Below are 15,164 nucleotides of genomic sequence, written 5' to 3'. Positions count from 1 at the left end.
ATTTGAAAGTAGGGAAGAACAATTAAAAAGCAGGGGTATTTTATGTTTACAATTTTATTCGGAGTATTAGTTACGTTAATTTATTTTTTATTTTCTTTTCGTGATAATAATTATCAAAAAAAATAAACCTACAACATATTTTAATAACAATATTTATCAAATTGTTTTTACTAATAAATATAATTTGCCATTACTTAACAAAAATATTATTCCAAATCCGCTTCAGATAACTGAACAAATGCTTGGGATTTCAATTGAAGAAATTTTATTAAAATTTAATTTTAAGTTTCAAAACTATATGCCAATTAATCAAAATACATTGCAAAAAAAATATCGGCAATTGACAAATATTGGTTTAATTCCAAACCCAAAATATATTAAATGATACCACTGCTATTTAATTACCAAACAACTTTTGAATCAGGTTTTAATTCCACAATTTTTACATTCTCAAATAATAAATATTTTACAATTAGAAACTACTGATACAAAAAAGATAATAAATAAATTACAACAATATTTAGCAGGAACTTATGTAAAATATTTTAATATTTTAAGGTTATTTTGTGTTTTTTAATTTAAAATCTAAATTAAAATTTTTAAAACAAGAACAATTTTTATTAGTGGGTGGTATTATTGGATTTAATTATTTATTATTAATTAATAGTTATTGGTCAATTTTAGTCGTTTTATGTTTAGGGTTTATTTTGATTTGGCAACAACAAAAAATTTATTGAGGAGTATTAATTTTTGCAATCATTGTTTCAGCATTATGTCATTATTATTTACAACAACCAAGTTTGCAGGAGAACAACATTGTTTGTGGCAAAATTCAAAAACAAGGAAATGGTTATTATTATTTTAGTGTTGGTTGAAAACAATATTTTTTAAAAACAACTATTAATTTTAATTTACATGATCAAATTTGTTTACAGGGTTATTATTCAAACATTAAATCAGAACCTAATGTATATGAATTAAATATGCAATCATTTTTGAATGCTAATAACATTTTTTATCAGTTTAATATAACAAAAGTAATTGATGTTAAACCTGGAAATACTATTCTTGCCAAAATAACAAAGTTTTTTAATAGTTATGATAACTTAACAAAAGATACGCTTACCTTATTTTTATTTGGGCAAAAAACAAAGACAACACTTGTTTTATATGATTATTTTCTTTAATTGAGCGTTATTCATTTGTTAGTTGTTTCAGGTTATCATCTTAATATTTTGTTTTATATTTTAAGCAAAATTTTTAAACGAATAATACGACAAAAAGGTTATTATTTTTTAATTTACTTATTCTTATTTTTTTATTTATATTTATTAAATTTTTCTTTTGCTAGTGTAAAAGCAATTGTCTTGTTATCGTTATCACTATTTAATGTTCACTTTTGAGACTATAAATTAATAGCAAAGCAAAAATGAAATTTAAGTATTTTATTAATATTATTATTTTTTCCATATAGTTTTTTAGGAAGTGGGTTTTGATATAGTTTTACAATAACATGATTATTTTTAAACTTAAATTTAAAAACAAAACATTATTATTTTTGACAGAAATTGCTATATTATAACTTAATGGTATTTATTTTTCTACTTGGATGAATGTTATATTTTAATTATCAATTAAATTTTTCCAGTATTTTATTTAATTTATTATTGTTAATAATCTTATCATTAATTTATTTATTCTCTTTAATAATTGTTTTTATACCACCATGTTATTTTATTTATCAATATTTTTACTTATTTTTAATTAATTAATTAATTATATGGTGATTTTAAATAAAATTAATTTAATATGAAATATTGGTTATGTCCCTTTGTGATTTCTTTTATTATATTATATTCTTTTATGAGGAATGAATAAAAGTGTGTTTGGAAACAAAATATTTAGAATATTTTGCATTCTATCAATAATTTGTTATAGTTTGCAATCATATTTTACTAGTATTCATTATTCAAAGACAATGTTAAATGTTGGTAACGGTCAAACAATTGTTTTTTCAAGACAAGCGTGCTTTAAAAACAGTTTTATATGATGTTGGTGTTGGCTATGGTCGTTCAAAACAATTAGTTAGTAATTATTTAAAATGAGCAGGTATTAATTGAATTGATGCTATTTTTGTTTCACATCAACATGATGATCATAAGAATAATTTACCAACTGTAAAAAAATATTTTAATGTTAAACAAGTAATTCAAAATGATACAAAATTGAAAACATTTCAATTTGGTGGATTAGGATTTACTGTCTTACATAAAACAATTAATGATAAAGATGAAAATAATAATAGTTTAGTGCTTTTGGTTAAAATAAGTCAATATCAAATCTTATTAACAGGTGATATTAGTAAAAAAATTGAAATAAATTTATTACGAGAAAAATTATATCCAATCATTCTGTTACAAGTTCCGCATCATGGTTCAGAAACTAGTTCAAGCTTAGCATTTTTACAAAAAATAACACCAAAGGTTTGCTTCATCTCTGGTGAAAAAACAAAACGCCAAAATTATCCGGCGCCAATTGTTGTTGAAAATTTAAAAACAATTAGGTGTTAAATTTATTTTACAAATTGTAGAAGAAATCTTCAATTTAATATTATGTCAGCATCAACAGCAATTAAATTATTTTAAATCCTTAATTTATTTTTTACTTTATATGATAATATTACTTTGTCATAAGTTTTAAAACATTCTAAAGGAGCTTTAAAAGATGTTTTTAATATATGGAGAAGATGCTTTTTTAATTAAAATGCAAAAAAATAAGATTTTAAAAAAAATTAATCCTGATAATGAGTATGATTTACAAGAATATAATTATTTAGAAGACCCCCTATTATCTATTCTGAATGATGCCAACACAACTTCAATTTTTTCAGAAAAAAGAATAATAATAGTTAATGATAGTTATTTTCTTACAGAAGAAAAGATTAAAACAAAAATAGACAATAAAAGTTATTTAACAATTTTAATGGAATATTTAGCAGCTCCAAATCCGAGTACTTTTATTATTTTTATTTGTCCAGTCAATAAACTTAGTAATCGTTTAAAAATAACTAAACAAATGTTAGCATTAACTAGTGTTTTAAAAGCAACAAATTTATCATATAATGAATTAATTAAGTTTATTGATTATTATATTACAAAGCATAATGGGACGATTAAACAAAATTTAATTCCTAAGATTGTTGAATATTTGCCAAATAATTTATATATTATTAAAAATGAATTAGAAAAATTGTTATTAATAAACTCAAATATTACGATGGAATTAATTGAAAATAATATGACAAAGTATTTAGATACCGATATTTTTAAATTAGTTGATGATTTATTAAAAAATGATTTGAATAGTTTTTTAATAAATTATCATTATTTACAAGAACGGGGTTTAAATAGTATTGCTTTATTAGCATTAATTACCAATAGTATTATTTTTACAAGAGATATTATTGTTTTATCTGCTTTAAAAAAAACACCTTCACAAATTGCAGAAATTTTACAAATTCATCCGTTTCGAGTAAAAAAAATTTCAGAGCATATGCATAATTTCAGTATTAATAAAGCAAATAATATTATTCAAGAATTATTTTGAATTGATTATAATATAAAAAAAGGTATAATAAGAAAAGAAATTAGTAGTGATTTGTATTTAATTAAATTATTTGATATAAATTAAATTATTAAAAAAAGAGAGATGAGGGACATAAATAAATGAAAGAAAATAAATTATATGCCCATATAGTTTATACATTATATAATATCTTTAACGATGATAATATTAAGGCACAAGTAATAGTTAACCAGGACTTTAAAAAATTAATAATTCAACAAGTTTGTAATTTATTAACATTAGAAAAAGAATTTAATGCAAATTTAAATGATAATAAATTTACTCTTTCATTTGCTCAGGTTTTGGCTGATATTACTAATGAATCAGAAACAATTGAAAAGGTTGATGGGGCTACTTTTAATATGTTAGATGAAGAATATGTTGCTTTTGTGCAATATATTGTTTCAAATTTTGGTGTTGAAAAAAATTATATTACCAGAGAAAACATCGTCACTAATGAGTTAATTGATGCCACAGCTGATTTTACTGATGAAAAAGCAATTGATAATGCTCGTGAGAAGTTAAAAGTTAAAGCTAATGAAGAAGCGGCAGACGAATCACAACCGGAAGTAGGATCAGCAAGGGGAATTGGAGGCATAGGAGCGTCAATGGGTGGCATTGGCCCGGACTTTAGTGATCCAGGTAAATTTGATATGTCACAAATGATGCAGCAAATGGCAAATATGCCAATTCATCCACGCCTAGACCCACGGTTTTACTTTTATACTTCAAAACCAAAGTATATGCCAATTTTAAAGAAAATTGTTGCTGGTTTTGTTATTTTAGCTTCTGCTTTGTTAATTTTATTGTGATTTTTAAATTCCTATTTAAATATCTATTTAGACACAAAAGTAATTGTTTATACAATTCCAGGAACTAGTGTAATTGTTATTATTGGTGGTGTGGCTGATAGTGCTTTACATAATGCTAACAATAATTTTAGTGAAGTATTTAGTTTTGGTTCAAAATATAAATTTTTATTAATGCAGTCCGCAGGGTTGCAAACCTTCTCAGGAATTTTATCGATTTTGCCAGGAATTTTCTTGGGTTATGAATTATTAGGGAAAAAGCGTTTTAAACGGGATAATTATGTTGTTAGATTCTGACCAGTTGTATTATCAATCATTATTCTTCTTTATTCTTCATTGTCATTAATTCAAGTATTATTACCAAATGTTGTTGAGAAATATTTTAATAGTATATCGGTACCTAATGGTGGCTATATTATTAAAAACGACCCACAATTAGAAATAACAGGATGATTATTATTACCAGATTCAGATTTAACTATGACAATTAATAGTTTAGTAAGCGAAGTTTATAATAGCACAACTTACCAAGTATTACATATTTTTACAATTATTTCAATGATTACTGGTCTTCTTGCAGGAATTATGGTTATTATTTTAGCAGTTTTAGCTCCTAAAACAGACCGTAATAAATTAATTCGTGCCAATACAGAATACCAAAAAGTAGTTACTGCAATGATGAATGGACAAAAATATGAAATGGATCCAACACTATTTGATGATGAGTTTAAGGATGATAATGTTTTTGAAAAAGATGACTCTAATAAATCAAAAAATAAATAAAAAAATCATATTAATTATGATTTTTTTTATTTTTTAATATTTACTGTCTTTGTTGAAAAGGATTTTGAAATTAATGTGCTTTAAGCATTAATCTGCTTTTAACACGAGCTGCTTTATTAGCATGATAAATTCCTTTAGTCACTGCTTTGTCAACTAAACTAATTGCAGTATTAACTAATTCTGATGCGTTTGCTTCTTGTGCGTTAATAGCGATTTCTGCTTTTTTGATTGCTGTTTTTACTGATGATTTAAAAGATTTATTTGCTAAATTATCTTTTGAATTTGTTTTAACTCTTTTAATTTGTGATTTAATATTAGCCATTTTTGCTCTCCTTTCGACTTTTAAGACACAAAGGAATTATAGCAAATAGATAAAAAAGTGTAAAGGAAAGTACTACTTTTTTTTAATATTTTATCATTATTTTTTTTAAAAATATATCTGTATAATAATTGTAAAGTAGGTGGATATAGAAATGGGATATTATTATCAACACCGTTTAGGGTTTTCTTTTCATTGTTTGCAACGAATTCGAGAACGAATTTCTGCTTTTAAAAATGAAAATGACTGAATTATTAAAGAAAAAATTATTAAAATGATTGATAATTCTTCTGATCGAATTGAGACAACAAAAAATTTATATATTAAATTAGATGATTTAAAAGGGAACTTATATGTTGTAGTTGCAAAACAGACAAAATTAATTGTAACAGTAACGTCAATGAGTCCTGGAAAATTATTGGATATTATTACAAGGAATTAATTTTTGTTTTTTATTTAAAAAATCAATATGTTATAGTTAAATTGTAGGAAAAGGAGAACAACAAGAATGAAAATTGTGATTGGGAATGATCATACAGGTATTGAAATGAAAAATGCAATTGTTAAACATTTAATTGCACAAAAATATGAAATTATTAATTTAGGTACAGATAGTATTGAGGTAGTTGATTATCCTGATATTGGTCAAGTTGTTGGTGAACGCGTAATTAAAGAAAAAAATAGTATTGGAATTATAATTTGTGGAACAGGAATTGGAATTTCAATTGCGGCAAATAAAGTAAAAGGAATTAGAGCAGCATTGTGTAATGAAACAATGCTAGCAAAATTAGCGCGCGAACATAATAATGCTAATGTTTTGGCATTGGGTGCTAGAGTTATTGCAAATCAAAATGCAATTTGAATTGTTGATATGTTTTTAAATAGTACTTTTGATGCTGGTCGTCATGCGCTTCGTGTTGAAAAACTTAATAATCTTTAGGATAAAATTATGAATAATTGAGATAATTTATTTTTATATCCTTTTTTAACAGTTTTACTTATGTTAGGATATATAACTAACTTGGTTAAAAAAGGAATAAAATATTTTTATCAATGAGTTTTTATTATTCAGCATTTTTGTTTTTGGTTAGCATTATCATGTTAACTAACTTTAAATTATAATTTTATCATTTTTGATTTTGCTAAAAATATTAATTCAATTACTCTTTTATTAGTAGTTAGTACATCTTTATATGCGGCAATCTTTTTTATTCCAGCTTCATGAATTACAGGATTATTTCAAAGTCGGAAATTATGGTTTTGAATTTCATATTGCTTAATGTTTTTAGGAATTTTATTAGTTTTTATTTTACCGCAAAATTAAATTACTATGATTATTTGTACGATTACTTTTGGCTTTGGTGTTTCAACAAATTCATTATGATATTTAAGTTTTAATGAGATTTATTTTTATCGAACTAATCCTTTTGCAACAGTAACTTTAAATTTACCAATTGTTGTAATAGCGAATATGACTGGTGCTAATGTATTGATGTTTGTTAAAAATTTTAATAATAGTGAGTTAACATTCCGTTATATTATTTTTGGAATAATTACTATTATCCTAATGTTTTCATTTGCTTTTTGTTTTTATATGCCGGAAATTAAAAACAATATTGGTGCTTTTTCTCCGAAAGTTTTAAAACATTTTAGTACATTTTCATGATGAAAAATTATTGTTATTCTCTTAGTTTATTATTTTTTATTGCTATTTTAAGATAATTAAGTCAAGGTGATTTTTTAAATCTTATTTTAGCACAAGAAACTTGAGTACGTTATCACAGTAAAATGATGGTGGAATATTATTTACATTTAGTTCAAGAAATTTTATGGTTTGCGCAAATTATTGGTGCAATGTTTATTTATTTTTTTATTAGAAAAATTGGAATTAAGAATTCATTAATTTTAGCATTAATAATTTGAAGTCTATATTTTATTTTTGTTGCTATCATTTCAATTCCGGAAGTTTTATTAATTTGTCAATTTTTAAATGGTTTTGCAATGATATTTTTGTTTGGAATTTTATTTTCAATGACAATGATGTGGAATTATCGGATTCAAAATCAACCTGTCACGGGTTGTTTTTCAGCATTAAATGCTTTAGTAACATTTCTTGTACAGTTTTTAATTCGGGGTTTTGCACATTATCAAGTTGGTATTTTTAGTAATTTAAATTTAGATTGAAATTTACCATTTATTAAAAATGATTTATTTTTAGATTCATTAAAGCAAGTTATTTTATATTTATATTTAAGCTATGCCATTAGTTGCTTTATTTTAATTGTTGTTGTTTTCTTTAGCGCTAAATTTATTAGTGGTGAATATTATAATCGTGACCAAGTTGAAAGTAAGATTAGCGAATTAGTTGGAATGGTTGTTACTCATCAGATTGATCAAAAAATTGCTTTAAAAAATATTTACAAAAAAAGAAGTTACATAATAACTTCTACTGCAATAATACCAGGCATTTCTTGTTTAACAATTTGTTCAACACCATCTTTAATTGTTGAATCAATTAATCCGCAACCAACACATGCTCCTGCCAAACGAACATAAACAATATTATTTTTAACTTCAACAAATTCAATATCTCCGCCATCTTGGTTAATATAAGGGCGAAGATTATCAATAATATCTTTTGCTTGATTTGTTTGTGTCATTCTAATCACCTTCACTATTTAATTATAGCATTTTTATAACAAAGTTAGTTTAATTAATTATGGATATGTATATAATAATAGGTAGAGATTCAATTTAGAATTTTTATTGGAGTTTAAATGTTTAGAGGAGGACTAATGGAAGAAAAAAGTTTTAGTATATATGGACTATCTGCTGGAATAAAATTAGCAGACGAAATTTGTAAAATTTTAGGTGTAACAAGACAAGAAATGGAAACTGTTCGTTTTGCTGATGGTGAAATTTTGGTACGGGCAATGAATTCAGTGCGGGGGAAAGATGTTTATATTATTCAATCAACATCTTGACCAGTCAATGAGAATCTAATGGAATTATTAATTGCGATTGATGCTCTAAAACGAGGTAGTGCACAAAGCATTAATGTGATCATTCCTTACTTTGGATATGCTCGTCAAGACCGAAAAGCACGTGGTCGCCAACCAATTACATGTAAATTAGTGGCAAATATGTTAACAACAGCAGGGGCAACAAGAGTAATGACTGTTGATTTACATTCACCACAATCAATGGGATTTTTTGATGTTCCAGTTGATGATTTACGTTCAACACAAGAATTAGTAAGAACAATTGTTCGAAAAATTAAAGAAGACCATCTTAAAGAAGAAATAACAATTGTTTCACCAGACCATGGTGGATTAGTACGGGCACGAGATGTGGCTAATCGTTTAGGAAATTTAGCTGGGAATATTGCAGTAATTGATAAGCGCCGTCCAAAACCAAATGTTAGTGAAGTTCAATTTATTTTAGGAGATGTCAAAGACCGTATTTGTTTTATTGTTGATGATATGATTGATACAGCTGGCACAATTTGTAATGCAGCAAAAGCATTAAAACAGCATGGGGCAAAAGCAGTTTATTTATTAGCATGCCATGGAGTATTTTCACCCCCAGCAAAAGAGCGTTTAACAGAACTTATTAATGATGGGACAGTTAAAAAGGTTATTGTTACAAATACGATTGATATTAATCAAGATCGATTATTTGACGGGTTAGAAGTCATTTTAATTGCTAATTTAATTTCACAGATGATTAGAGCAATGATTGAAAAACGTAGTTTATCAGATGTTTATTCAAAATGTAACGAGGAAATAAAAAAATAATTGAGAAAATAAAAAAATAAAATAGTTGGTAAAGTTTGCATTGTTTAGTTAAGAAATGCAAATTTTTTTTATAACATTTAATTTTTTTATTAAGAAAGAGAGTAATTTATTTATTATTAGATAATCAATTTTAAAGTAGTTTTTTGCTATAATTAAATTAAGAAAAAGCTATTTATCCAAATTATTATATTACAATATATCACTAGTTAAAAATATCAAGGAGCAAATAATGACAACTTCAATTTATGGTTATAGACGCATTATTCAAATTATTATTAATATAAGTATTTTAATTTTAATGTTATTCTTATTATTGATTATTAGTTACTATTTATTTACAGCAGTTTTCTTTTTTAAGTACAATATTAGCATTACGATATATGATCCCATTTTTCAAATATTTTTTCTTAATTTTATTTTAAAGGGTTATTATCCATATTTAACTATTGTTCTGTATGGTGTAATTATGAATATTTTTTATAGTATTTTAATTATTACTTGAACAACAGTATTAGAAGATAATAAATATAATAAATATTATTTTTTAATTTTAATATATAGTTTTTTTAACTTAAGTTTTATTATTAATTTATTTTTTTTAATAAAAAAGAAATTGACAAAATTGTTAAAACAAGCATTAATGTTAATCAAAGAATGAATTTTCATGAAAATATTATTATTTTTATTACGAGTATTTTTGTTTTTGTTTACTTTGCTATTTTATTTTCAACAACAGATATTTTAACGATAAAAGAAGAAATATTTCCTTTTGTAATATGTATAGTTATTTTTTCATTATTTTTTATTCTATCTTTTATTAATACCGTTTTTTATCAAAAAGCAACTTTTTTAAAATTTGCATTAATTGAACAACATTATTATTATGTCTAAAATTAATTATTTTATTATTATTTCATTTAGTTGGTAGTATTCTTAATTCTTGTATTAAGAATGCAAATAGTTTTTTTAGTAAATTAAATATTACTGGTTATTTAACAACTATTTATTTTATTGCCGCACAAACAATTAAAGCTTTTTTTATTAAGAAACCTAAAAAATTTGTTTTAGATTTTACAAATTTAAAAATAATTTAGAAAATAAAACTTTTATAATTTAGAGTTTTATTTTTTAATTGTAAATGCAATTCAAAAAAATTAATGAAAAATTGTAGTTAATAATTTGCTATAATACCTTATTTTAAAATATTTTTATTTTCTTTTACAAATTCTTAATTGTCATAAAAATTCATTCATAATTATAAATTTTAAAATTAATTATTTATTTTCTTGTATTTTATATTCATATCGTGTATTATTTTACATAATTTATTTTATTGCTTAATAACTTTTTTTGTGATATCATTTATGAGTCAGTGTTTTTTATAAATTTATAAAGGGGTTATTTGAATATGAACAACAACGAAAAAGAAATTAGTGAAAATATGGATGGCGATGATGGAAATCGAAATGAAGTTGTTGAGTCTAAAACTGAAAAAAATATCAATAACATTAAATATGGTCGTGCGACATTTGGAAGCATTTTTAAAACAGAATTGTATAATTCAATTGCTCGCGATAAAAAACATTTATTAAGATTTTTGCTAATCTGTTTTATGTCATTTTTATATGGAATTATTTGTATTACTGTAGTTTGAGATCCAGTTGCTAATATTTTAAAAGTACCTATGGCAATTGCCAATCGTGACAATGCAACTTGTGTTGCTTATGTAAATACAAAAGGTGGAACAGAGTTTATTGATAATGCTGTTAAAGTCGGTTATTTACAAGCAAAAAATTCAGAGGAATGTAATGGTCAAGCTAGCAAATGATATCAAAGTGAAGGATTTGATCCTAATCAATATGAACTTAATTATCGTTATGCTTCATTAATTGACAGTGTTATTACTAATAATAATAAATACGATGAAAATTCAAAAACATTAACAACATCGATTGGTGATATTACACCAACAATTAAATATTTAAAAGAAGATGAAACTAACTTTACACCAAATAGTAAATATTGAGTGCAATTAAAAATTCAAACTAGTTATACTTTAAATACATATAAATTAATGCGAGGATTAGCACAAATTGGTGATCCTAATTTTACTGATGATGAAAATGATTTCTTTAAAACAATGGATTATTTTAGCAGTAATAAAATGGAATTTTGAGCAACTTATGAACATAGTTTTATGATTGGAAATATGATGAGTATGTTACAAGTTAGTTTTGGAAGTTTAGCAACTAGTATTTTAACAACATTAGCACCAGAAACAATGTTTTGATTATCATCGCGCCAAGACCATGGCGAAAGTTCAAACGGTGGTGGTAGTTCTCGTTTTGGTGAGTATTATATTATTCCCAAAAATATTTATAATTTTATTATGGAAGTTGTAAAAAATATTAATAATTATGATTGTGATGGGACCGTAACTGCTTGTTTTCCTGGTACTAAACCAGGTGAACCATCAAATTTATATAAAGCATTACAACATTTAAAAGAAAAAAAATCCGGTTTTATATGAATCTGTAAATAAAATGTTTAATCATATTAAAAATGATGTGCTTGTTTCAATTAATATTGGAATAACAGTTAATCTTAAAATGGAACAAATTTTACCATTTGCATTTCAAATTATGTTTCCAGATTTAGGAAATCCAAACAATGATCCAAGATGAGAACAACGTGTTTATTTTTCTGAATACAAAACAAAATTATTATCAGTAACACAATACTTTTTAAATAATATGTCACGCTCAACAAGCGTTGATAGACATATTCAAGGATATGAATTTGGAACATAAGGATATGGATTAGAATTATATTTCATTTCAATTTCATTATGAATTGGAGAAATTACACAAACTTTTATTTATCGTAAAAAAAGCTACACACCTAATGCAAAATGATATCAACATTATTTTTTAAAATGATTTACAATGTTAATCACTTCTTATGTTCAAACATTATTATTATTTTTAGGATTATTGGATGTTGGTTATGGAAAATTGGGCTCACCAATTGTTTATATGTTAATGTGAATGATAGTCACCGCGACCGTCTTAACAACAATAACCCAGGCTTTATGATATTCGATGCCAGACGATAATGTTGGACGATTCTTATGTATTATTTATACGGTCTTTAATTTAACTGCTGGTGGTGGAAGTTTTCCAGTTATTTTACAAAATGGTTTTTTCCAAGCAATTAGTTAAATTGTGCTATTTAAATATACAATTTTTGGAATGAGCAATATTGTCTATGGAATTGCTTCTAATGAGGGAATTATTAGCATGTACAATACAGAAATTTTAGGATGTTTTGGTGCCTTAATGATTTTCCTAGTAGTTTTCTTAGGAATTGGATTATGTACCGCATATATTTATCGTAGTATTGAAATGTTTGGTACATTCAGTTTAAAAGAGATTTATGAAACAATGGATAGTATTGATGCAACAAAAGACTTTGTTAGAAGTCGCCGTGTTATTAACAACTTAAGTGTTGAATATTCGCTATTAATTAAACAATATATTGATGAGAAACATCGCGAACAAAAAATAAAAAATTTAGAAGATAAAATTAATTCTTTATATAAAGATCCAGCCATAGTTCGAAGCAAGAAATTAGAAGCAATAAGTGAAGTTTAACATAATCGTTTTGAAGTAATTAAGCAAAAATATGTTGTTTTAGTTCAAAAAGCAGAGATTACTAATGATGCCAAAGATATTCGTAAATCCCAAAAATTAAAAATAAAATTAGAAGCATTAGGGGAAAAAATTACAGAAGCACGCAAAGAAATTGAAATGTTAAAAAGAAATCCAAATTATGCCCGGATTGTTGCTTTAAATGAGCAATATGAAGAATTAAAAGATGAATATATGCTTATATCAAGAATAGTTAATGAACATAGTTCTAAACTAAAATTAAAAAAAGTTTATACATTACGACAAGAATTAATATATTTACAAAAGAAAATTGATGAATTAAATAGTAATATAATGCTAACTGTTTTTGATAATCCGCATGATAAAAAAATTAATAAATTAATTGTGGGATATAACTTAGAAAAAGAACAATTAAATCATTTAAAACAAACTAAACCAGAAGCTAGATTAATTCCAATTTATCAAGAAAAATTATTAATTTTAGCTAATAATATTAAAGAATTAGAAGCAAATAAAACTCAAGTTAATCGTCATATAGAAGAGCGAATTATAAAATTAAAACGACAATTAGAAGAGTTGAATGCGGAAAAAAATAAAAACTATAAATTATCAAAAATTATAAAAGATGAATTATACAACATTAAAATTCGTAAAATAAATAATAAAATTATGGATATTAATCATGAAATAGAAAATTTAGAAAATGAATTGCGTGTAATTGTTGAACAACAAAAAGATAAAATTACAAATAAATTTAAATTTGCAAAATATAATGCAGAATTAATAAAATTAAAAACAAATTATGTTTATAACGATAATCGAGAAGGAATCGATTAAGAGGCTCTTGAATGAAAAATGATGAATACAAGGTAAATAAGAAAAACAATATTGAAATTAAACCAAAATTTCGTCAAATTTTAAGAACTGAATTACGGGCATTTTTTATTGAAAAACCATTTAATAAAGTAATTGCCATTGTTGGTTGCTTTATGACCTTTATTTATGGATTTTTCTATATTTGAGCTTTCTTTAATCCATACCAAAATTTACAAAGAATTCCAATGGCAATTGTTAATCAAGATGCTAATGTTTGTATGATTTATAAAGATGATAAAAATTTTCCACCATCAACAGATGGAACTGATTCATTACTAAATGCAGAAGCAGTTTCATTTGATTATACTGTTCATAATCAAACTGACTGTACTATTCAAGCAAAAATGGTTGGAAAGATTGATTATTATACTAGTATTACTGATGAAGCTGTTACTAAATTAAATTTTTATAATCCAAATACTAATCGTTTTACTTATGATTTAAAAGTTGGAAAAGTTGAAGGCGATTATGTTCGTTATAGTGGGCAAAATGTTAGAGAATTAGATAGTAAGTACTTAATACAAGTTCGAATTCCACAAGGATTTACACAACATTTAGCTACATTAATTGTAAATATGAATAAAGCTAGTTATGTTTGTTTTGATGGCTTTGATGGTAATAATCTTTGTAAAGATGGTGATCCAACTCATACTTTACCAGCAACAGAATTAAATGGTTTTATTATTAAAGAACTACGTTGGTTTACAAATAATCGGATTACATTTTGAGGAACATTCCGGCAAAATTTTGCTAGTGGAATGATTAGTAACTTTTATGCGAATTTAACAACATCTTTCTTGCACAAATTTTACCACAATTAATGGCAACAACATTATTTACAATGTTTAGTTATTATCCTCCAACATCAACTACACCAAATGATCGAACAATTCAAGAGGCAGATATTAATCGTTTTCTTTTTGAATTTCTTGATCCATCATTAATTCCAGGGATCATGGGAATTAATTTGGTTGATATTATTCCAGTGCAAAAAAGAGCAGTTGCCTTAAAAAATATTTTAGATGTTGCTATTTCAGGAAATTATATTGATGCTAAAATTGCTGATGAAATTTATCGTTTTTTAACTGGAATTTTACCAATCTCTTTAATGCCAATTGTTAATGATTTATTTCATATTGGGATTACAAGTCCACCTCCAGCGTTTCAAATTGATAAAAGCACAAAACAAGTTTCTTTTGCAAGAAAAGAAATGAATTATTCTGAATTTTCATCATCAGCAAAAAGTTTTACCGAAAACAGGTTCATATCTTCTTGATATTTTTAA

Annotated in this window: 20 protein-coding genes; 18 read left to right on the top strand and 2 right to left on the bottom strand. The window is 24.6% G+C overall.

What is annotated here, in order from left to right; all coding sequences use genetic code 4:
* Window positions 1-238: 238 nt before the first annotated feature.
* The 6 genes from ABNT63_RS09765 to ABNT63_RS09740 all read left to right on the top strand — a co-directional run bounded on the left by ABNT63_RS09765 (window position 239) and on the right by ABNT63_RS09740 (window position 5,216).
* Window positions 239-577, top strand: coding sequence for a hypothetical protein (locus tag ABNT63_RS09765; protein ID WP_348735579.1), 339 nt, complete (start codon window positions 239-241; stop codon window positions 575-577).
* A 46-nt stretch (window positions 578-623) separates the two neighbouring features.
* Window positions 624-1,187, top strand: a complete 564-nt coding sequence (locus tag ABNT63_RS09760; RefSeq protein WP_348735578.1) for a hypothetical protein — start codon at window positions 624-626, stop codon at window positions 1,185-1,187.
* Window positions 1,188-1,772, top strand: a complete 585-nt coding sequence (locus ABNT63_RS09755) for a ComEC/Rec2 family competence protein (RefSeq protein ID WP_348735577.1) — start codon at window positions 1,188-1,190, stop codon at window positions 1,770-1,772.
* A gap of 213 nt (window positions 1,773-1,985) precedes the next feature.
* Window positions 1,986-2,570, top strand: coding sequence for a ComEC/Rec2 family competence protein (locus ABNT63_RS09750; protein WP_348735576.1), 585 nt, complete (start codon window positions 1,986-1,988; stop codon window positions 2,568-2,570).
* Window positions 2,571-2,724: 154 nt separating this feature from the next.
* Window positions 2,725-3,690 (top strand): DNA polymerase III subunit delta, encoded by a 966-nt coding sequence (gene holA, locus ABNT63_RS09745; RefSeq protein ID WP_348735575.1) that lies wholly within the window; start codon window positions 2,725-2,727, stop codon window positions 3,688-3,690.
* Between the two features lie 35 nt (window positions 3,691-3,725).
* Entirely contained in the window at window positions 3,726-5,216 is a 1,491-nt protein-coding gene (locus ABNT63_RS09740; protein WP_348735574.1) for a hypothetical protein, read from the top strand.
* Window positions 5,217-5,286: 70 nt separating this feature from the next.
* Here the strand turns inward: ABNT63_RS09740 and rpsT are convergent, their stop codons facing one another.
* Window positions 5,287-5,538 (bottom strand): 30S ribosomal protein S20, encoded by a 252-nt coding sequence (rpsT, locus tag ABNT63_RS09735; RefSeq protein WP_348735573.1) that lies wholly within the window; start codon window positions 5,536-5,538, stop codon window positions 5,287-5,289.
* A gap of 151 nt (window positions 5,539-5,689) precedes the next feature.
* Between rpsT and ABNT63_RS09730 the strand changes: the two genes are divergently transcribed.
* From ABNT63_RS09730 to ABNT63_RS09720, 3 genes are all read left to right on the top strand, one after another.
* Entirely contained in the window at window positions 5,690-5,977 is a 288-nt protein-coding gene (locus ABNT63_RS09730) for a hypothetical protein (protein WP_348735572.1), read from the top strand.
* Window positions 5,978-6,043: 66 nt separating this feature from the next.
* Window positions 6,044-6,475, top strand: coding sequence for a ribose 5-phosphate isomerase B (gene rpiB / locus ABNT63_RS09725; protein WP_348735571.1), 432 nt, complete (start codon window positions 6,044-6,046; stop codon window positions 6,473-6,475).
* A gap of 390 nt (window positions 6,476-6,865) precedes the next feature.
* Entirely contained in the window at window positions 6,866-7,252 is a 387-nt protein-coding gene (locus ABNT63_RS09720) for a hypothetical protein (RefSeq protein ID WP_348735570.1), read from the top strand.
* Between the two features lie 715 nt (window positions 7,253-7,967).
* Here the strand turns inward: ABNT63_RS09720 and ABNT63_RS09715 are convergent.
* Entirely contained in the window at window positions 7,968-8,195 is a 228-nt protein-coding gene (locus ABNT63_RS09715) for a NifU family protein (protein WP_348735569.1), read from the bottom strand.
* A gap of 135 nt (window positions 8,196-8,330) precedes the next feature.
* Here ABNT63_RS09715 and ABNT63_RS09710 point away from each other — a divergent pair, with 135 nt between their 5' ends.
* From ABNT63_RS09710 to ABNT63_RS09670, 9 genes are all read left to right on the top strand, one after another.
* Window positions 8,331-9,332, top strand: a complete 1,002-nt coding sequence (locus ABNT63_RS09710; RefSeq protein WP_348735568.1) for a ribose-phosphate diphosphokinase — start codon at window positions 8,331-8,333, stop codon at window positions 9,330-9,332.
* Between the two features lie 654 nt (window positions 9,333-9,986).
* Window positions 9,987-10,223, top strand: a complete 237-nt coding sequence (locus ABNT63_RS09705; protein WP_348735567.1) for a hypothetical protein — start codon at window positions 9,987-9,989, stop codon at window positions 10,221-10,223.
* Between the two features lie 517 nt (window positions 10,224-10,740).
* Window positions 10,741-11,874 carry a hypothetical protein gene (locus ABNT63_RS09700; RefSeq protein ID WP_348735566.1) on the top strand — a complete coding sequence of 378 codons (1,134 nt, stop codon included), beginning with the start codon at window positions 10,741-10,743 and terminating at the stop codon, window positions 11,872-11,874.
* A gap of 1 nt (window position 11,875) precedes the next feature.
* Window positions 11,876-12,142 (top strand): hypothetical protein, encoded by a 267-nt coding sequence (locus tag ABNT63_RS09695; RefSeq protein WP_348735565.1) that lies wholly within the window; start codon window positions 11,876-11,878, stop codon window positions 12,140-12,142.
* Between the two features lie 135 nt (window positions 12,143-12,277).
* A complete protein-coding gene (locus tag ABNT63_RS09690; protein WP_348735564.1) occupies window positions 12,278-12,553 on the top strand; it encodes a hypothetical protein in 276 nt (91 codons plus the stop codon).
* A 3-nt stretch (window positions 12,554-12,556) separates the two neighbouring features.
* Window positions 12,557-12,985 carry a hypothetical protein gene (locus ABNT63_RS09685; RefSeq protein ID WP_348735563.1) on the top strand — a complete coding sequence of 143 codons (429 nt, stop codon included), beginning with the start codon at window positions 12,557-12,559 and terminating at the stop codon, window positions 12,983-12,985.
* 156 nt (window positions 12,986-13,141) lie between these two features.
* Window positions 13,142-13,840: a hypothetical protein gene (locus ABNT63_RS09680; protein WP_348735562.1), complete on the top strand. Its 699-nt coding sequence runs from the start codon at window positions 13,142-13,144 to the stop codon at window positions 13,838-13,840.
* Between the two features lie 11 nt (window positions 13,841-13,851).
* Window positions 13,852-14,700 (top strand): hypothetical protein, encoded by an 849-nt coding sequence (locus ABNT63_RS09675; protein WP_348735561.1) that lies wholly within the window; start codon window positions 13,852-13,854, stop codon window positions 14,698-14,700.
* On the top strand, window positions 14,700-15,164 hold the full coding sequence (locus ABNT63_RS09670) for a hypothetical protein (RefSeq protein ID WP_348735560.1): 465 nt from the start codon (window positions 14,700-14,702) through the stop codon (window positions 15,162-15,164). Before ABNT63_RS09675 ends, ABNT63_RS09670 begins: the two co-directional genes overlap by 1 nt.

Origin of the sequence: Spiroplasma endosymbiont of Ammophila pubescens (assembly GCF_964020965.1) — a bacterium.
Classification (GTDB): domain Bacteria; phylum Bacillota_I; class Bacilli_A; order Mycoplasmatales; family Mycoplasmataceae; genus Spiroplasma.
Note: the sequence above shows the minus strand (reverse complement) of the source record. Positions and strands in the feature narration are given on the sequence as shown.